This is a genomic window from Variovorax glacialis (assembly GCF_051216375.1).
Classification (GTDB): Bacteria; Pseudomonadota; Gammaproteobacteria; order Burkholderiales; family Burkholderiaceae_C; genus Variovorax.
The window spans coordinates 54,866-69,955 of the sequence record NZ_JBPJZT010000008.1; the positions used below are offsets into that span (position 1 = coordinate 54,866).

Genomic DNA, 15,090 nt, shown 5'->3' on the forward strand with positions numbered 1-15,090 from the left:
AGTCAGCGAGGCTGCGCGCGCGCAATGATCGCATCGAAATCCACGCCCGCACCCAGTGTGCCGAAGGCGTAGCCCCAGTCGCCGCCGAGGCGCGATGCGCAGAAGGCGGCGGTGACGGCAGCCGGCGCGGTCTGCGCGAGCAAGGCGCCCTGCACCGCCAGCGCCACGTCCTGCGCGAGGCGGCGGGCCTCGGCCTCCGTCGCCATTGCCTCGATGCGGGCGGGCAGCGCGTCGGCCAGCCGGTCGAGCGCCGCATCGACGCCGCGCGCCGGTGCCAGTTCGTGAGCCAGCGCGGCGACGGCGTCGCCCTTGCGCAAGCCGCGCAGCAGGTCGAGCGCCATGATGTTGCCCGCGCCTTCCCAGATGGAATTAAGCGGCATCTCGCGGTAGACCCGCGCCATCACGCCTTCGCCGCCCTCTTCCACGTAGCCGTTGCCCCCGAGGCATTCCATCGCCTCCTGCGCGAGATGGCTGCCGCGCTTGCAGATCCAGAACTTGGCGACCGGCGTGAGCAGGCGCGCCATCAGGCGTTCGTGTTCGCTGTCCTGGTGATCGAAGGCGCGCGCGAGGCGAATGGCGAGCGCGGTGGCCGCCTCGCTTTCGAGCGCGAGATCGGCCAACACGTTCTTCATGAGCGGCTGCTCGATCAGCGGCTTGCCGAAGGCCTGGCGTTGCGTGGTGTGGTTGAGCGCGAGGCTCAGGGCCTGCCGCATGAGGCCGCTGGTGCCGAGCGCGCAATCGAGGCGCGTCATCGTGCCCATTTCGAGGATCTGCGGAATACCGCGACCCTCTTCGCCGACCAGCCAGGCGCTCGCGCCGTGGAACTCGACTTCGGAGCTGGCGTTGGCCTTGTTGCCGAGCTTGTCCTTCAGCCGCTGGATGTGGATGGCATTGCGTGTGCCGTCCGACAGCACGCGCGGCAGGAAGAAGCAGGTCAGACCCGCGGGCGCCTGCGCCAGCACGAGGAAGGCATCGCACATCGGCGCCGAGAAGAACCACTTGTGGCCGGTGATCTCGTAACGCTCGCCCCAGTTGTCGCTGCCGGCGCGAACCGCCCGCGTGGTGTTGGCGCGCACGTCCGAGCCACCCTGCTTCTCGGTCATGCCCATGCCCATCGTCACGCCGGGCTTGGCGTGCCAGGGCTTGAGGGCCGGGTCGTACCAGAGACTCGTGAGCTTCGGCCCCCAGTCCGCATGGAGGCCCGCATTGCCGCGCAATGCGGGCGTCACCGCATAGGTCATCGAGATCGGGCAGAGCATCGATGGCTCCAGCTCGGTAAAGAGCATGAAGCCGGCAGCCCGTTGCACATGCGGCGATGTCCGTGTCCCCTCCCCCCCTGGGGGAGGGTTAGGGTGGGGGCCGCCCCCCCAAGGCGCCCCATGCAGCCCCGCTCCCACGGCCGCCGCCATGAGCGCGTGATAGCTCGGATGAAACTCCACCTCGTCGATCCGCCGCCCGAACCGGTCATGCGTATGCAGCACCGGCGTCTGCGTATTCGCAAGCCGCGCATGCGTCTGCATCTCCGGAGTGCCGACCACGGCACCCAGATGCTGCAGCGGCGCCAGTTCCAGCTGCGGCGCGTTGAACTTCAACGCATCGCGCAACGGACGGTTGGTCTCGAAAAGGTTGTAGCCGGTCAACGGCGCCGGCTGGTTGAAGACCTCATGCGTTGCAACGTCACTCATAGAAGCCTCCCTTCGCAAGAATCGTGAGACACCGCGGACCCGGCTCCGCCGGTCCGCCGGTGTTGCCCCCGGTCAGGGGGTAGGCGAAGCGACACGAAGTGCGCGCAGCCTGGGGGCGAGCCTAGACCAGCTTGACGAGTTGCTTGCCGAAGTTCCGGCCCTTCAGCAAGCCGAGAAATGCTTCGGGTGCCGATTCGATGCCTTGCGCAACCGACTCGCGCGGCCGCAGCTTGCCGCTCGCCACCAAGCCGCCGAGTTCGGCCAGCGCCTCGGGCCAGACTTCCATGTGCTCGCTGACGATGAAGCCTTCGAGCTTGAGGCGATTGACCAGGAACAGCGCCGGATTCGCCAGCGGCAATGGCTGCCCGTCGTAGCCCGCGATCATCCCGCACAGCGCGATGCGCGCGAAGGCGTTGGTGCGCAGCAGCACCGCATCGAAGATGTAGCCGCCGACGTTCTCGAAGTAGCCGTCGATGCCCTTTGGGCAGGCTTCCTTGAGCGCCGCGCTCATGCTCTTGACGTCGGGATGCTCGCGGTAGTCGATGCAGGCATCGAAGCCCAGCTCGTCGGTGACGTACTTGCATTTGTCCGGGCCGCCGGCAATGCCCACCACCCGGCAGTCGCGCGCCTTGGCCAGCGCACCGAAGGCGCTGCCGACCGCGCCGCTGGCGGCCGTGACGACGACCGTCTCGCCGGGCTTCGGATCGATGATCTTCACCAGCCCGTACCAGGCCGTGACCCCGGGCATGCCGACCGCGCCGAGGTAGTGCGACAGCGGCACGTGCGTGGTGTCGACCTTCTTTAGCGCGCCGGACTGCGACGCATCGACCACGCTGTATTCCTGCCAGCCGCCGAAGCCGACGACCTTGTCGCCGACGGCGTACTTGGGGTGCTTGCTCTCGACCACTTCGCCGGCCGTGCCGCCCTGCATCACCTGCCCGAGGGGCTGTGGCTGGGCGTAGCTCTTGGCGTCGTTCATCCGTCCGCGCATGTAGGGGTCCAGGCTCATGTAGTGGTGGCGAACCAGCACCTGGTTGTCCTTGAGCGGAGGCGTCTCGGTGGTGACCAGCTTGAAATTGCCGGCGACGGCTTCGCCTTCGGGGCGGTTGTCGAGGATCTGTTGTCTGTTGGTGGGCATGGTGTCTCTCGCTTGGAAAATTCGGTCAGTCGGTGGACGGGGGACGCATTTCGTTGGCGCTGCCCGGACCGGTGGGCAGGCGCCGCTTAACGTACTTGAAAGTGCCGGTCGCATGGGCGCAGACGCGCTCCTGCGCGTCGTAGATCTTCGCTTCGGTGAATGCCATCGTCGCCGTGCGGTGCAGCAGCTTGCCGCGCGCGATGAGCGGGCCGATGGAAGGCGCCATGAAGGTCGTCTTCATCTCGATGGTCACCACGCCGATCTCCGGCGTGTCGCTCCGTGCCGCGGCGGCCATGGCGATGTCGAGCATCGTCATGCAGGCGCCGCCGTGCGTCACGTCGAAGGTGTTCAGGTGCTCGGGCTTCGCGGTGTAGTGCAGCTCGGATTCGCCGCCTTCGAACTTGGCGATCTCGAAGCCCAGGTGGCGCGCAAAGGGAATGCGGTCCACGTACGACCGCAGGTTGGCGTCGTCGGGCGTGGTCATGCGCCAAGGACGACGCTCACGCCGCCGTCGATCGCCAGCCACTGGCCGGTGATGTGCTTGCCCGCGTCGCTCGCGTACAGCAGCGTGACGCCCTTCAGGTCCTCGTCGTCGCCCAGACGGCCCAGCGGCGCGTGCGAGGCCATCTTCTCCTCGCCGATCAACTTGATCAGGCCGGCGGCCATCTTGGTCATGAAGAAGCCCGGGCAGATCGCGTTGACGTTGATGTTGTACTTGCCCCATTCGGCCGCCAGCGTGTGCGTGAAGCCGATCACCGCGCTCTTCGAGGTGTTGTACGCCAGCGTCTGCATCTCGGGCGGGTTGCCGTTGAGGCCCGCGATGGAGGCGATGTTGATGATGCGCCCCGACTTCTTGGGGATCATGTAGCCGCGCGCGATCTGCTGCGCGAGGATGAAGTAGCCGCGCACGTTGAGGTTCATCACCTTGTCCCAGGCCTCGACCGGATGGTCCTCGGCCGGCGCGCCCCAGCTGGCGCCGGCGTTGTTCACCAGGATGTCGACCGCGCCCATGCGCTCCAGTGTCTCGGTGGCGAGGCGGCGCGTGTCTTCCTCCTTCGAGCAGTCGGCGGCGATCCAGCGCGCGTCGATGCCGGCGGCCTGCAGTTCGGCGGTGGCCTGCTCCAGGTCATCGGCCTTGCGCGAACTCAGCATGATCTTCGCGCCGGCCTCGCCAAGCGCATGCGCCATCTGCAGGCCGAGGCCGCGCGAGCCGCCGGTGACGAGCGCGACCTTGCCGGTGAGGTCGAAAAGTTTCTGGATGCTGCGTGCAGTCATGGTTGTCTCCTGGATCAATGGGTTTCGAAATCGAGCACGCTGCGCGACTCGCGCAGGCCGCCGAGGACCGCGGACACCTCGACATGCGTGGGGTGCTCCAGGTACGCCTGCAGCGCCGCCTTGTCGTCGAAGGACGAGACGAGCACGACATCGCAGTTGGCTTCGAGGCCCTCGGTACGCACGGCCGCCTCGAACTCGCGCATGCCAGGCACCAGGCCCTTGCAGCTGTCGAGCCGGGCCTTGAACTGTGCGGCGTCGCCGGGCTTCTTGAGTTTCCACATCACGATGTGTTTGATCATGGCGATTCCTTCAGTCCTTGTACCGTGAACGAACATAGATCAGCACGACGCCGACCACGGCCAACGCCGCACCCGGCACGGCCAGGGACCAGCCGAGGGCTTCCTGGGTCCGTCCGGTCGCGATGCCGATGATGATCATGAAAAGCCCGCCGTAGATCAGGATCCAGATCCACTTCTCCAGCCTGGCATGCGCATTGGCGCCAGCCATCAGAACGCCTCCTCGGGCAGCGCCGTACAGGTCGGATCACGGCTCTCGACCACATTGAGCCAGGCGCCGATCTTCGGCAGTTCGTAATGGAAGAAGTAGTCGGCAGCCGCGACGCGCCCTGCTGTGGCAGGCGACGCCTTCGCCGCATCGCGCGCCAGCGCATGCTGCGCGACGTCCAGCCAGATCCAGGCCAGCACCACGTGGCCGAAGGCCTGCATGTAGGGCACGGCATTGGCCAGCGCCTCCTGCGGGTTGCCGGTGGACCATGCGGCCTTCGTCGCATAAGCGATGCGCTGCAGGGCTTCGCCCAGCGCCTTTGCATGGCCGGCCAGCGCAGGCACTGCGCCGGCGTGCCGCATCGTGTCGGTGATGCGCCCGGCCAGCAGTTGCAGGCCGCGGCCGTCCTCCATCAGCACCTTGCGACCCAGCAGGTCGGCGGCCTGGATGCCGTGCGTGCCCTCGTGGATCATGTTGAGGCGGTTGTCGCGCCAGTACTGCTCCACCGGGAAGTCGCGCGTGTAGCCGTAGCCGCCGTGCACCTGGATCGCGAGTGAGTTGGCTTCGAGGCACCACTCGCTGGGCCAGCTCTTGGCGATCGGCGTGAGCACTTCGAGCAACAGGCGCGCGTCGTCGGCGGCCTGTGCGTCGCCGGTCTTCTGCTCGTCGACCAGGCGCGCGCAATACAGCTCCAGCGCCAGCGCGCCTTCGCAGTACGACTTCTGCGCAAGCAGCATGCGGCGCACGTCGGCGTGCTCGATGATGCGGACCTGCGGCTTGGCCGAGTCCTTGCCCGCAGGGCCGGCCGGGCGGCCTTGCGGCCGGTTCTTCGCGTAGTCGAGCGAAGCGTGGTAGCCCGCCATGCCGAGCATCGTGGCCGCGGTGCCGACGCCGATGCGCGCCTCGTTCATCATATGGAACATGCAGTGCAGCCCCTTGCCGGGCTGGCCGACCAGGTAGCCCACGGCGCCGGCCTTGCCGCCGACCGGGAACTTGCCCTCGCCGAAGTTCAGCAGCGTGTTGGTCGTGCCGCGCCAGCCGAGTTTGTGGTTCAGGCCCGCGAGCGCCACGTCGTTGCGCTCGCCGGTCAGCCGGCCCTCGGTGTCGACCATCTTCTTCGGCACGATGAAGAGCGAGATCCCGCGCGTGCCCGGAATCAGCTTGCCGTTCTCGTCGGGGATCTTCGCGAGCACGATGTGCACGATGTTCTCGGTCAACTCATGGTCGCCGGACGAGATCCACATCTTGTTGCCGGTGAGCCGGTAGCGCGGGCCTAGGGGGTCGTCCTGGAAGTCCGCGCCATCGGGCACGGCGCGGGTGGCGACGTCGCTGAGGCTGGAACCAGCCTGCGGCTCCGACAGGCACATGGTGCCCGCCCAGCGCCCGGCGAATTCGTTCTTCGCGAAGACCTCCTTCTGCATCTCGGTGCCGTGCACCATCAGCAGGTTGGCGTTGCCGCTGGTGAGCATGTTCGAGCCGATGCTGACCGATGCCATGGCGAAGAAGCTGTTCGCGGCCGCCGACAAGGTGTACGGCAGTTGCATGCCGCCGATGTCGTAGTTCTGTGCCGCGCTCAGCATGCCCGATTCGACGAAGGCCTTGTGCGCGTCGTGCGTGGCTTGCGGCAGGATGACCTTCTCGCCGTCGAAATGCGGCTCCTGCGTGTCGACGGTGCGGTTGAACGGCGCGTACTTGTCGCGCGCGATGCGCTCGCAGGTGTCGAGCACCGCGTCGAAGGTTTCGCGCGAATGGTCGGCGAAGCGCTCCCGCTGGCTGAGCGACTCGGCCTGGAGCCAGTCGTAGAGAAGGAAATCGAGGGTGGAACGAAGGCTCATGGATCTGTTCGCTGCGCGAATTGGAGGGATCTATGGATGGGATGGCGACCGTGCAATGGTGCCTTGTGCGAGGGCGCAGAGCTTTTCCTCGCCGCCGGTGACCGCGAAGACCTCGCAGGTACACACGGCCTGCGACTGGCCCACATGCACCGCCTTGGCGCGCGCGATCAGGCGCTCGCCGATGGCCGGACGGACGTAGTTGATCTTGTACTCAGCGGTGACCACCGGCACCTGCATCGCGGTGCCGCCCGCGAAGGTCAGCGCGTTGTCGGCCAGGTAGCTCACCACCCCGCCATGCACGAAGCCGTCCTGCTGCCGGACCTTGTCGGTCACCGGCAACTGGAGGTCGATGAAGCCCGGCGAGAGCGCGTGCATTTCCGCGCCGATGAGCGCGCTGAAAGGCTGCGACGCCAGCACCTGCCTGCCCATGGCCAAAAACTGCTCGGGCGAGACCTGTGCTTGAGACGCCATTTCAGTTCTCCACCACGCTTTCGCGGACAAAGCCGGCGCAGCCCCATCCAGAAACCCCGCGGAACCGGCTTGGCCGGGCCGCCGAGGTTGCCCCCGGAGAGGGGGTGGAGAGCGGCACGAAGTGCGCGAGCCTGGGGGAGAACGTCATTTTCAGAGGACTTCGAAGACGCCGGCTGCACCCATGCCGCCGCCGATGCACATGGTCACGACGACCTTCTTGGCGCCACGGCGCTTGCCTTCGATCAGAGCGTGGCCCGTGAGACGCTGGCCGCTCACGCCGTAAGGGTGGCCCACAGCAATCGCGCCGCCGTCGACGTTCAGCAGTTCACCCGGGATGCCGAGCTTGTCGCGGCAATAGATCACCTGCACCGCGAAGGCTTCGTTCAGTTCCCACAGGTCGATGTCGCTGACCTTCAGGCCGAGACGCTTCAGCACCTTCGGGATCGCGAAAACCGGGCCAATGCCCATTTCGTCGGGCTCGCAGCCCGCGACCGCGAAGCCGAGGAAACGGCCCATCGGCTTCAGGCCCTTCTGCTCGGCGTACTTTTCATCGACGAGCACGCAGGCGCCGCCGCCGTCCGAGAACTGGCTGGCATTGCCGGCCGAGATCAGGCCGCCGGGGATGGCCGGGCGGATGCCGCTGATGCCTTCCTTGGTGGTGCCGGCGCGGATGCCTTCGTCGTTCTCGATCGTGACTTCCTTGGTGCGCAGGCCCATCACCGGATCGGCCACGCCGGCCAGCACCGTGATCGGGGCGATCTCGTCCTTGAAGCGGCCGGCTTCGAGCGCGGCGGTGGCCTTCTGCTGGCTGGCAGCGCCGTACTCGTCCATGGCGTCGCGGCCGATGTTGTAGCGCTTGGCGACCTGCTCGGCCGTCTGCAGCATGTTCCAGTAGATCTCGGGCTTGTGCTTTACGAGCCAGGGGTCGGCCAGCATGTGCTTGTTGGCTTCGTTCTGCACGCAGGAGATGCTTTCGACACCGCCGGCCACGTAGACCTCGCCTTCGCCGGCGATGATGCGCTGCGCGGCGGTCGCGATGGTCTGCAGGCCCGACGAGCAGAAGCGGTTGATGGTCATGCCCGACGTGGTGATCGGCAGGCCGGCGCGCAGCGCGATCTGGCGCGCGATGTTGGAACCGGTCGCGCCCTCGGGCGTGGCGCAGCCCATGATCACGTCGTCCACTGTCGCGGGATCGATGCCGGCGCGCTGCACCGCGTGTTGCACCGCATGGCCGCCGAGCGTGGCGCCGTGCGTCATGTTGAAGGCACCCTTCCAGCTCTTGGCGAGCGGCGTGCGGGCGGTGGAAACGATGACGGCGCTGGTCATGGTGAGGTCCTTTGAAGAAGAGGAATGACGGTTACTGGGGCTGTGCGGTGTTGCGCAGCAGCTGGTGATAGAACTGGATCGCCTCACCGTAGTTGGCGATGGCGATGCGCTCGTTGGTGCCGTGGAATCGCGCGAGGTCCTCGCTCTGCACCCGGAACGGCGAGAAGCGGTAGACCGAGTCGCTCAGGATGCTGAAGTGCCGCGAGTCCGTCGCGGCCGTCATCAGGCCCGGTGCGACGATGGCGTCCGGAAACACCTGCCGCACGGCCGTCTCGATCGAGCGGTAGCCGATGCCGTCCGTCGGCGAGACCGGCGAGGGCTCCGAGTTGCCCGGATAGCGCTTCACCTGGATCGCATCGTTACCGAGGGCGCGCTTGAGGTGCGCCTCCACGCTGTCGATGGTGTCGCCCGGCAGGATGCGGAAGTTGACCGCGGCTTCGATTCGCCCTGGCAGCACATTGTCCTTGTTGCCGGCACGCACGATGGTGAGCGCGGTGGTCGTGCGCAGCATCGCGTTGCTGCTCGGGCTCTTCTGGAGCTGGCCCTCGACCAGCGGCCGGGTCAGCCACAGGTTGGAGAGCATCACGCGGTTGATGCCGCTCATTTCCGGCGCGAGGGTGCCGAACATCTCGCCCGCCACGCCACGGATGCCGCCGGGCATCGGGGTCGCTTCCAGCCGCGCCAGTGCCTCGCTCATGGTGCCGATGGCGCTGTGCGCCGGCGGCATCGACGAATGGCCCGGTGCCGTGTCGAGCGACAGGAAGAAGGTGCCGTAGCCCTTTTCCGCGAGGCCGATCAGCGCCGCCGGCTTCGAAAGGCCGGGCAGCACGCCGTCGAGCACGAGCAGGCCTTCGTCGAGCACCCAGTCGAGGCGCACGCCGCGCGACTTGAGCAGTTCGGCGATGGGCAATGCGCCGCGCAGGCCGCTCACCTCCTCGTCGTCGCCCATCACAAGGTAGACCGTCTGCCGGGGCTGGAAGCCGCTGCCGATCAGCATCTCGATGGCTTCCATCTGGGCCATCAGGTTGCCCTTGTTGTCGAGCGCGCCGCGACCCCAGACGAAGCCGTCCTTGATCTCGCCGGCGAAGGGATCGACCGTCCAGGCCTTCTCGGTGCCGGAGGCGATCGGCACCATGTCCTGGTGCGCCATCAGCGCCACGGGCTGGGCCGTGGGGTCCGAGCCGGTCCAGGTGTAGAGCAGCGCCTTCTGGCCGACCACTTCCTTCTTCAGCGTGGCATGCAGCTTGGGAAACTGCTGCGCCAGGTAGGCGTGCAGCTTGTCGAACTCCGCGTTGTTCGCGGCGGGGTCTTCGAGGCTGGACACCGTGCGGAACTGGATCGCACCGGACAGCCGCTTCGCGGCGGCCTCCTTGTCGATGACCAGCGCAGGCGCGGGCGCCACGGCAAGTTGCCGCGACGGCGTGCGCCAGGTGTTGACCGCCACTGCCGCTACCAATACCCCGAGCACCAGCAGCAACGCAAGGAAAACGCGTTTCAGCATAAAGCGGTCTCGCCTCCGGTCAGCTGAACGACTTGCCTTCGGCCACCAGCTTCTGGATGAGCGGCGCCGGCTGCCAGAAGCTCGCGTCGTCGCGCGGGTTCTTCGCAAAGCGCTTCATCGACTCGGCCACGTTGTAGAGGCCGACCTGCGATGCGTAGTGCATCGGGCCGCCGCGCCAGATCGGGAAGCCGTAGCCCGTCAGGTACACCATGTCGATGTCGCCCGACTTGGAGGCGATGCCGTCCTCGAGGATGCGCGCGCCTTCGTTGACCAGGGCGTACACAAGGCGCTGGACGATCTCTTCATCGGAGATCTTGCGCGGCGTGATGCCGATTTCCTTGCGGTGGTCCTCGATCATCTTGTTGACCAGGTCGGACGGGATCGCGTCGCGCTTGCCGGCCTGGTAGTCGTACCACCCTGCCCCGGTCTTCTGCCCGAAGCGGCCCAGTTCGCAGAGCTTGTCGGCCGTGCGGCTGTACTTCATGTCGGCGATCTCGGTGGCGCGGCGCTTGCGGATCGCCCAGCCGATGTCGTTGCCGGCCAGGTCGCCCATGCGGAACGGACCCATCGCGAAGCCGAACTTCTCGATGGCCTTGTCGACCTGCTGCGGCGTCGCGCCTTCGTCCAGCAGGAAGCCGGCCTGGCGCGAGTACTGCTCGATCATGCGGTTGCCGATGAAGCCGTCGCACACGCCGGAAACGACTGCCGTCTTCTTGATCTTCTTGGCGGTGGACATGACGGTGGCAAGCACGTCCTTGGCCGTTTCCTTGCCGCGCACGACTTCGAGCAGCTTCATCACGTTGGCCGGGCTGAAGAAGTGCATCCCGACCACGTCCTGCGGACGCTTCGTGAAAGCAGCGATCTTGTCGACGTCGAGCGTGGAAGTGTTCGAGGCCAGGATGGCGCCGGGCTTGGCGACGCGGTCCAGTTCCTTGAAGACCTTTTCCTTGACGCCCAGTTCTTCGAACACGGCTTCGATGATGAGGTCCGCGTCCTTCAGGTCGTCGTAGCTCAGCGTGGTGCTCAGCAGCGCCATGCGTTGCTCGTACTTGTCCTGCTTGAGCTTGCCCTTCTTGACCTGGGCTTCGTAGTTCTTCTTGATCGTGGCGATGCCGCGGTCGAGGGCTTCCTGCTTCATCTCGAGGATCTTCACGGGGATGCCCGCGTTCAGGAAGTTCATCGAGATGCCGCCGCCCATGGTGCCGGCACCGATCACGCCCACCGACTTGATGGGGCGTTGCGGCGTGTCGTCGGCGACATCCGGAATGCGCGAAGCGGCGCGTTCGGCCATGAACAGATGGCGCAGCGCCATCGATTCGGGCGTGAACATCAGCGCGGTGAAGAGACGGCGCTCCTCGGCCATGCCGTCGTCGAACTTCATCTTCGTCGCCGCCTGCACCGCATCGACGCACTTGAGGGGCGCGGGGTAGTTCTTCGACATGCCGCCGACCATGTTCTTCGCGAACTGGAAGTAGGCATCGCCTTGCGGATGCTTGCAAGGCAGGTTGCGCACCAGCGGCAGCGCCTCGCCCGTCTTGCCGGCGACCGACTTGGCGAACTCGACGGCCTCGTCGAACAGGGATTCAGGCGATGCGGCGAGCTTGTCGAACAGCTTCTGGCCCGGCAGGGAGGCGAGCATCTCGCTCTTGACGGCCTCACCGCTCACGATCATGTTGAGCGCGGTCTCCACGCCCAGCACGCGCGGCAGGCGCTGCGTGCCGCCGGCACCGGGCAGCAGGCCCAGCTTGACTTCGGGCAGTGCGACGCTGGTGCCGGGTGCGGCCACGCGGTAGTGGCAACCCAGGGCCAGTTCGAGGCCGCCGCCCATGCAGACGGAATGGATCGCCGCCACGATGGGCTTCGACGATGCTTCGAGCGCCAGGATCACGCTCAGCAGGTTGGGTTCCTGCAGCGCCTTGGGCGTGCCGAACTCCTTGATGTCGGCGCCGCCGGAAAAGGCCTTGCCCGCGCCGGTGATGACGATCGACTTGACGGCCGGATCGTCGATGGCCTTCGAGAGACCGTCGGTGATGCCGATGCGGGTCGAGAAACCGAGGCCATTGACCGGGGGATTGGTCATCGTGATCACGGCGACATCGCCGAGCACTTTGTATTCAGCCGTCATGCTGCGTTCCTTGGTGTGTGAAGAAGATAAAACGGGATACAGATCCGGGCGACCGTCCAGCGTAGCGCCAAGCGGCGCCGCCGTCGAAGTCTCCAAAAAGCACGAGTGTTCTTTTTTGTCGGATTCTAGACTCTTGAAGTGACCCGGCAACGCCGTCCAGTCGCTACCGGGACAAGAAGTTCAAACCGTTACGCGTCCCTCGCACGGCGTTACGTCAAACGCCGCGGATCCGGCTCCGCCGGTCCGCAGGCGTTGCCCCCGGCGAGGGGGAAGGCGCAGCGACACGAAGTGCGCGAAGCCTGGGGGAGCGCTAGACCTCCAACCACTCCTTGCGCGTGGAAGCGTCGGCCCGCAGGCTGTCCGGCGTGCCGTCGAAGACGATGCTGCCATGCCCCATCACCAGCGCCCGATCGGAGATCTGCATGGCGATGGTCAGCTTCTGCTCGATCAGCAGCACCGAGATGCCCTTGTCCTTGAGCGTGCGGAGGTATTGCCCCACCAGCTCCACGATCTTGGGCGCCAGGCCCTCGGTCGGCTCGTCGATGATGATCAGGTCGGGGTCGCCCATCAGCGTGCGGCAGAGCGTGAGCATCTGCTGTTCGCCTCCGGACAGCACGCCGGCCTCCGTGTGCTGGCGCTCCTTGAGACGCGGGAACATGCCGTACATGTCGTCGAAGGACCAGCGGCTGCCCTTCCCCTTGCCCTTCTGGCCCAGCAGCAGGTTCTGGTGCACGGTGAGCTTCGGGAAGATGTCGCGGTTCTCGGGCACGTAGCCGATGCCCAGGTGCGCGACCTCGTAGGCCTTGCGGCGAAGGATGTCCTGCTCCTTCCACCGCAGCGTGCCTTCGGCATGCACCAGGCCCATGATGGCCTTGGCCGTCGTGGAACGGCCCGACCCGTTGCGCCCCAACAGCGCGACGATCTCGCCGGGGCCGACGTCGAACGAAACACCATGCAACACATGGCTCTTGCCGTAGTAGGCGTGGATATCGTGAAGTTTGAGCATGTCAGTAGTCCATCGCGCATCGCGCCACCCAAGGCGCATCAACCCAACCCGGCGCGGGCCAGGAATCCCGCGGAGCCGGCTTTGCCGGGCCGCCGGGGTTGCCCCCGGAGAGGGGGTGCCCGAGCCACACGAAGTGGGCGAGGCTGGGGGTGAGCTTCATCCTAGTGTCCAGCCTGTGCGTCGGCGACCGACGAACCCAGATAGGCTTCCTGCACGCGCGCATTGGCGCGCACGGCGGCGGGCGTGTCGAAGGCGATGACTTCGCCGTAGACCACGACCGCAATCTTGTCGGCTAGGCCGAACACCACGCCCATGTCGTGCTCCACCGTCAGCAGCGTCTTGCCGACGGTCACGTGCTTGATCAGCGCGATGAAGTGCGCCGTCTCGGTCTTGCTCATGCCGGCCGTCGGCTCGTCGAGCAGGATCACGCTGGCGCCTCCGGCGATGGTCACGCCGATTTCCAGCGCGCGCTGCTCGGCATAGGTGAGGTTGACCGCCAGCACGTCGCGCTTCTTCTCGAGGCCGACCTGCCGGACGAGTTCCTCGGTTCGCTCGTTGGCGTCGTCGAGCCTCGACAGGAAGCGCAGGAAGGTGTAGCGATAGCCCAGGCTCCACAGCACGCCGCAGCGCAGGTTCTCGAAGACGCTGAGCTTCGGGAAGATGTTGGTGATCTGGAAGCTGCGCGACAGTCCGAGGCGGTTGATCTCGAAGGGCTTCTTGCCGTCGATCCGCTCGCCGTTGAGCAGCACCTCGCCGCTGGTGGGCGCGAGCCGTCCGCTGATCAGGTTGAACAGCGTCGACTTGCCGGCGCCGTTCGGTCCGATGATCGCGATGCGGTCACCGGCCTCGACCGCGAGATCGACCCCGCGGATGATCTCGGTCTTGCCGAAGTTCTTCCGAAGGCCCTTGAGTTCAAGTGCGTGGGTCATGCGAGTTCCCTCCGCTTGATCTCGGCCTCGATCTCTTCCTGCGCGTGTCCCCAGACGCGCACGAAGCGGCGTCGCACGACTTCGAGCACGGCGAGACCGGCAATCAGAATGACCACCGCGCCGGCCCAGCTCGAAAAGCCGGAGGTATCGAGCGCCACGCCGAAGAAGTTGAGTTCAGGACCCAGGGCCGAATTGAGCTGGATGTGATAGATCATCTCGATGAGGGCGGCGGCGCCGATCACCACCGGAATCAGCGCCAGCAGGATGCCGATGTAGAGCTTCCAGAGGCGGTTGAACTTGCCGAACTTCGCGACGCGCAGGTTCATCATGATCAGGCTCGCGATGCCGCCGGGCGCGAACATCACCATGAACACGAACACCAGGCCGAAGTAGAGCTGCCAGGCCTTGGAGAGCTCCGACAGCAGCACCGACGCGAACACCAGCAGCACCGCGCCGATGATCGGGCCGAAGAAGAACACCGCGCCACCGAGGAAGGTGAAGAGCAGGTAGCCGCCCGAGCGGATGGCGTTGAGGCTGTCCGCCGCGTTGACGATCTCGAAGTTGATCGCCGCCAGGCCGCCGCCGATGCCCGCGAAGAAGCCCGCGATGATGAAAGCGAAGTAGCGCACGCGTTGCGTGTTGTAGCCGATGAATTCCACGCGCTCCGGGTTGTCGCGCACCGCGTTCAGGATGCGGCCCAGCGGCGTGCCGGTGAAGGCGTACATCAGTGCGGTGCAGACGAAGCAGTACACGGCGATCAGGTAATAGACCTGGATCTGCGGCCCGAAGGTGATGCCGAAGAAGGGGTTGCCGTAGACGCGGTCGGTGGTCACGCCGCCCTCGCCGCCGAAGAAGCCGGGGAACATCAGCGCCATCGATGCCACCAGTTCGCCGATGCCCAGCGTGATCATCGCGAAGGTGGTGCCCGATTTCTTGGTCGTGACGAAACCCAGCAGGATCGCGAAGAACATGCCGGCCAGGCCGCCCACGACCGGGATCAGCACCAGCGGGATCGGCCAGCCGCCCTTGCCTGCCAGGTTCATCGCGTGGATGGCGATGAAGGAACCGAGGCCGGTGTAGACCGCGTGGCCGAAGCTCAGCATGCCACCCTGCCCGAGCAGGATGTTGTAGCTCAGGCAGATGATGATGAGGTAGCCCATCTGCGAGAGCATCGTCAGCGCGAGGCTGGTCTTGAAGATCAGCGGCGCGACGATCAGCGCAATCGCGAACAATGACCAGATGAAATAGCGCCCGTGGTTCCTGGGCTTGATGCGGTAGTACTGCGTGGTCATGAA

At 66.2% G+C, this 15,090-nt stretch carries 14 protein-coding genes; all 14 read right to left on the reverse strand.

All coding sequences use genetic code 11. The annotated features are described in order from the left end of the window. Positions 1-2: 2 nt before the first annotated feature. The 14 genes from ACSFBL_RS21295 to ACSFBL_RS21360 all read right to left on the reverse strand — a co-directional run bounded on the left by ACSFBL_RS21295 (position 3) and on the right by ACSFBL_RS21360 (position 15,087). Entirely contained in the window at positions 3-1,685 is a 1,683-nt protein-coding gene (locus ACSFBL_RS21295; protein ID WP_435517812.1) for an isovaleryl-CoA dehydrogenase, read from the reverse strand. A 121-nt stretch (positions 1,686-1,806) separates the two neighbouring features. Continuing rightward, entirely contained in the window at positions 1,807-2,823 is a 1,017-nt protein-coding gene (locus ACSFBL_RS21300; RefSeq protein ID WP_435517813.1) for an NADP-dependent oxidoreductase, read from the reverse strand. A 25-nt stretch (positions 2,824-2,848) separates the two neighbouring features. Further along, positions 2,849-3,307, reverse strand: a complete 459-nt coding sequence (locus tag ACSFBL_RS21305; protein WP_435517814.1) for a PaaI family thioesterase — start codon at positions 3,305-3,307, stop codon at positions 2,849-2,851. After that, a complete protein-coding gene (locus ACSFBL_RS21310) occupies positions 3,304-4,098 on the reverse strand; it encodes an SDR family oxidoreductase (protein WP_435517815.1) in 795 nt (264 codons plus the stop codon). The genes ACSFBL_RS21305 and ACSFBL_RS21310 overlap by 4 nt, the downstream gene beginning before the upstream one ends. 14 nt (positions 4,099-4,112) lie before the next feature. After that, positions 4,113-4,397 carry a Dabb family protein gene (locus tag ACSFBL_RS21315; RefSeq protein WP_435517816.1) on the reverse strand — a complete coding sequence of 95 codons (285 nt, stop codon included), beginning with the start codon at positions 4,395-4,397 and terminating at the stop codon, positions 4,113-4,115. Between the two features lie 10 nt (positions 4,398-4,407). Beyond that, entirely contained in the window at positions 4,408-4,605 is a 198-nt protein-coding gene (locus ACSFBL_RS21320) for a hypothetical protein (RefSeq protein ID WP_435517817.1), read from the reverse strand. Further along, positions 4,605-6,437 (reverse strand): acyl-CoA dehydrogenase, encoded by a 1,833-nt coding sequence (locus tag ACSFBL_RS21325; RefSeq protein WP_435517818.1) that lies wholly within the window; start codon positions 6,435-6,437, stop codon positions 4,605-4,607. Before ACSFBL_RS21325 ends, ACSFBL_RS21320 begins: the two co-directional genes overlap by 1 nt. Before the next feature lie 30 nt (positions 6,438-6,467). Then, complete coding sequence (locus tag ACSFBL_RS21330) at positions 6,468-6,908, reverse strand: PaaI family thioesterase (protein ID WP_435517819.1); 441 nt, start codon at positions 6,906-6,908, stop codon at positions 6,468-6,470. Between the two features lie 150 nt (positions 6,909-7,058). Next, positions 7,059-8,234, reverse strand: a complete 1,176-nt coding sequence (locus tag ACSFBL_RS21335; RefSeq protein ID WP_435517820.1) for an acetyl-CoA C-acyltransferase — start codon at positions 8,232-8,234, stop codon at positions 7,059-7,061. Between the two features lie 31 nt (positions 8,235-8,265). Next, complete coding sequence (locus ACSFBL_RS21340) at positions 8,266-9,735, reverse strand: M20 family peptidase (RefSeq protein ID WP_435517821.1); 1,470 nt, start codon at positions 9,733-9,735, stop codon at positions 8,266-8,268. A gap of 19 nt (positions 9,736-9,754) precedes the next feature. Continuing rightward, positions 9,755-11,860 carry a 3-hydroxyacyl-CoA dehydrogenase NAD-binding domain-containing protein gene (locus tag ACSFBL_RS21345; RefSeq protein WP_435517822.1) on the reverse strand — a complete coding sequence of 702 codons (2,106 nt, stop codon included), beginning with the start codon at positions 11,858-11,860 and terminating at the stop codon, positions 9,755-9,757. Positions 11,861-12,170: 310 nt separating this feature from the next. Continuing rightward, a complete protein-coding gene (locus ACSFBL_RS21350) occupies positions 12,171-12,866 on the reverse strand; it encodes an ABC transporter ATP-binding protein (RefSeq protein ID WP_435517823.1) in 696 nt (231 codons plus the stop codon). Between the two features lie 161 nt (positions 12,867-13,027). After that, the gene (locus ACSFBL_RS21355; RefSeq protein ID WP_435517824.1) at positions 13,028-13,795 is read right to left on the reverse strand and encodes an ABC transporter ATP-binding protein; all 768 of its coding nucleotides are present in this window, start codon (positions 13,793-13,795) and stop codon (positions 13,028-13,030) included. After that, positions 13,792-15,087, reverse strand: a complete 1,296-nt coding sequence (locus ACSFBL_RS21360) for a branched-chain amino acid ABC transporter permease (RefSeq protein ID WP_435517825.1) — start codon at positions 15,085-15,087, stop codon at positions 13,792-13,794. Before ACSFBL_RS21360 ends, ACSFBL_RS21355 begins: the two co-directional genes overlap by 4 nt. Positions 15,088-15,090 lie beyond the last annotated feature (3 nt).

What these genes read in the sequence shown, in the direction of transcription:
- ACSFBL_RS21325 (WP_435517818.1), bottom strand. Translation starts at nt 6,437, where the DNA reads ATGAGCCTTCGTTCCACCCTCGATTTCCTTCTCTACGACTGGCTCCAG.
- ACSFBL_RS21345 (WP_435517822.1), bottom strand. Translation starts at nt 11,860, where the DNA reads ATGACGGCTGAATACAAAGTGCTCGGCGATGTCGCCGTGATCACGATG.
- ACSFBL_RS21360 (WP_435517825.1), bottom strand. Translation starts at nt 15,087, where the DNA reads ATGACCACGCAGTACTACCGCATCAAGCCCAGGAACCACGGGCGCTAT.
- ACSFBL_RS21305 (WP_435517814.1), bottom strand. Translation starts at nt 3,307, where the DNA reads ATGACCACGCCCGACGACGCCAACCTGCGGTCGTACGTGGACCGCATT.
- ACSFBL_RS21335 (WP_435517820.1), bottom strand. Translation starts at nt 8,234, where the DNA reads ATGACCAGCGCCGTCATCGTTTCCACCGCCCGCACGCCGCTCGCCAAG.
- ACSFBL_RS21330 (WP_435517819.1), bottom strand. Translation starts at nt 6,908, where the DNA reads ATGGCGTCTCAAGCACAGGTCTCGCCCGAGCAGTTTTTGGCCATGGGC.
- ACSFBL_RS21320 (WP_435517817.1), bottom strand. Translation starts at nt 4,605, where the DNA reads ATGGCTGGCGCCAATGCGCATGCCAGGCTGGAGAAGTGGATCTGGATC.
- ACSFBL_RS21350 (WP_435517823.1), bottom strand. Translation starts at nt 12,866, where the DNA reads ATGCTCAAACTTCACGATATCCACGCCTACTACGGCAAGAGCCATGTG.
- ACSFBL_RS21315 (WP_435517816.1), bottom strand. Translation starts at nt 4,397, where the DNA reads ATGATCAAACACATCGTGATGTGGAAACTCAAGAAGCCCGGCGACGCC.
- ACSFBL_RS21340 (WP_435517821.1), bottom strand. Translation starts at nt 9,735, where the DNA reads ATGCTGAAACGCGTTTTCCTTGCGTTGCTGCTGGTGCTCGGGGTATTG.
- ACSFBL_RS21355 (WP_435517824.1), bottom strand. Translation starts at nt 13,795, where the DNA reads ATGACCCACGCACTTGAACTCAAGGGCCTTCGGAAGAACTTCGGCAAG.
- ACSFBL_RS21295 (WP_435517812.1), bottom strand. Translation starts at nt 1,685, where the DNA reads ATGAGTGACGTTGCAACGCATGAGGTCTTCAACCAGCCGGCGCCGTTG.
- ACSFBL_RS21310 (WP_435517815.1), bottom strand. Translation starts at nt 4,098, where the DNA reads ATGACTGCACGCAGCATCCAGAAACTTTTCGACCTCACCGGCAAGGTC.
- ACSFBL_RS21300 (WP_435517813.1), bottom strand. Translation starts at nt 2,823, where the DNA reads ATGCCCACCAACAGACAACAGATCCTCGACAACCGCCCCGAAGGCGAA.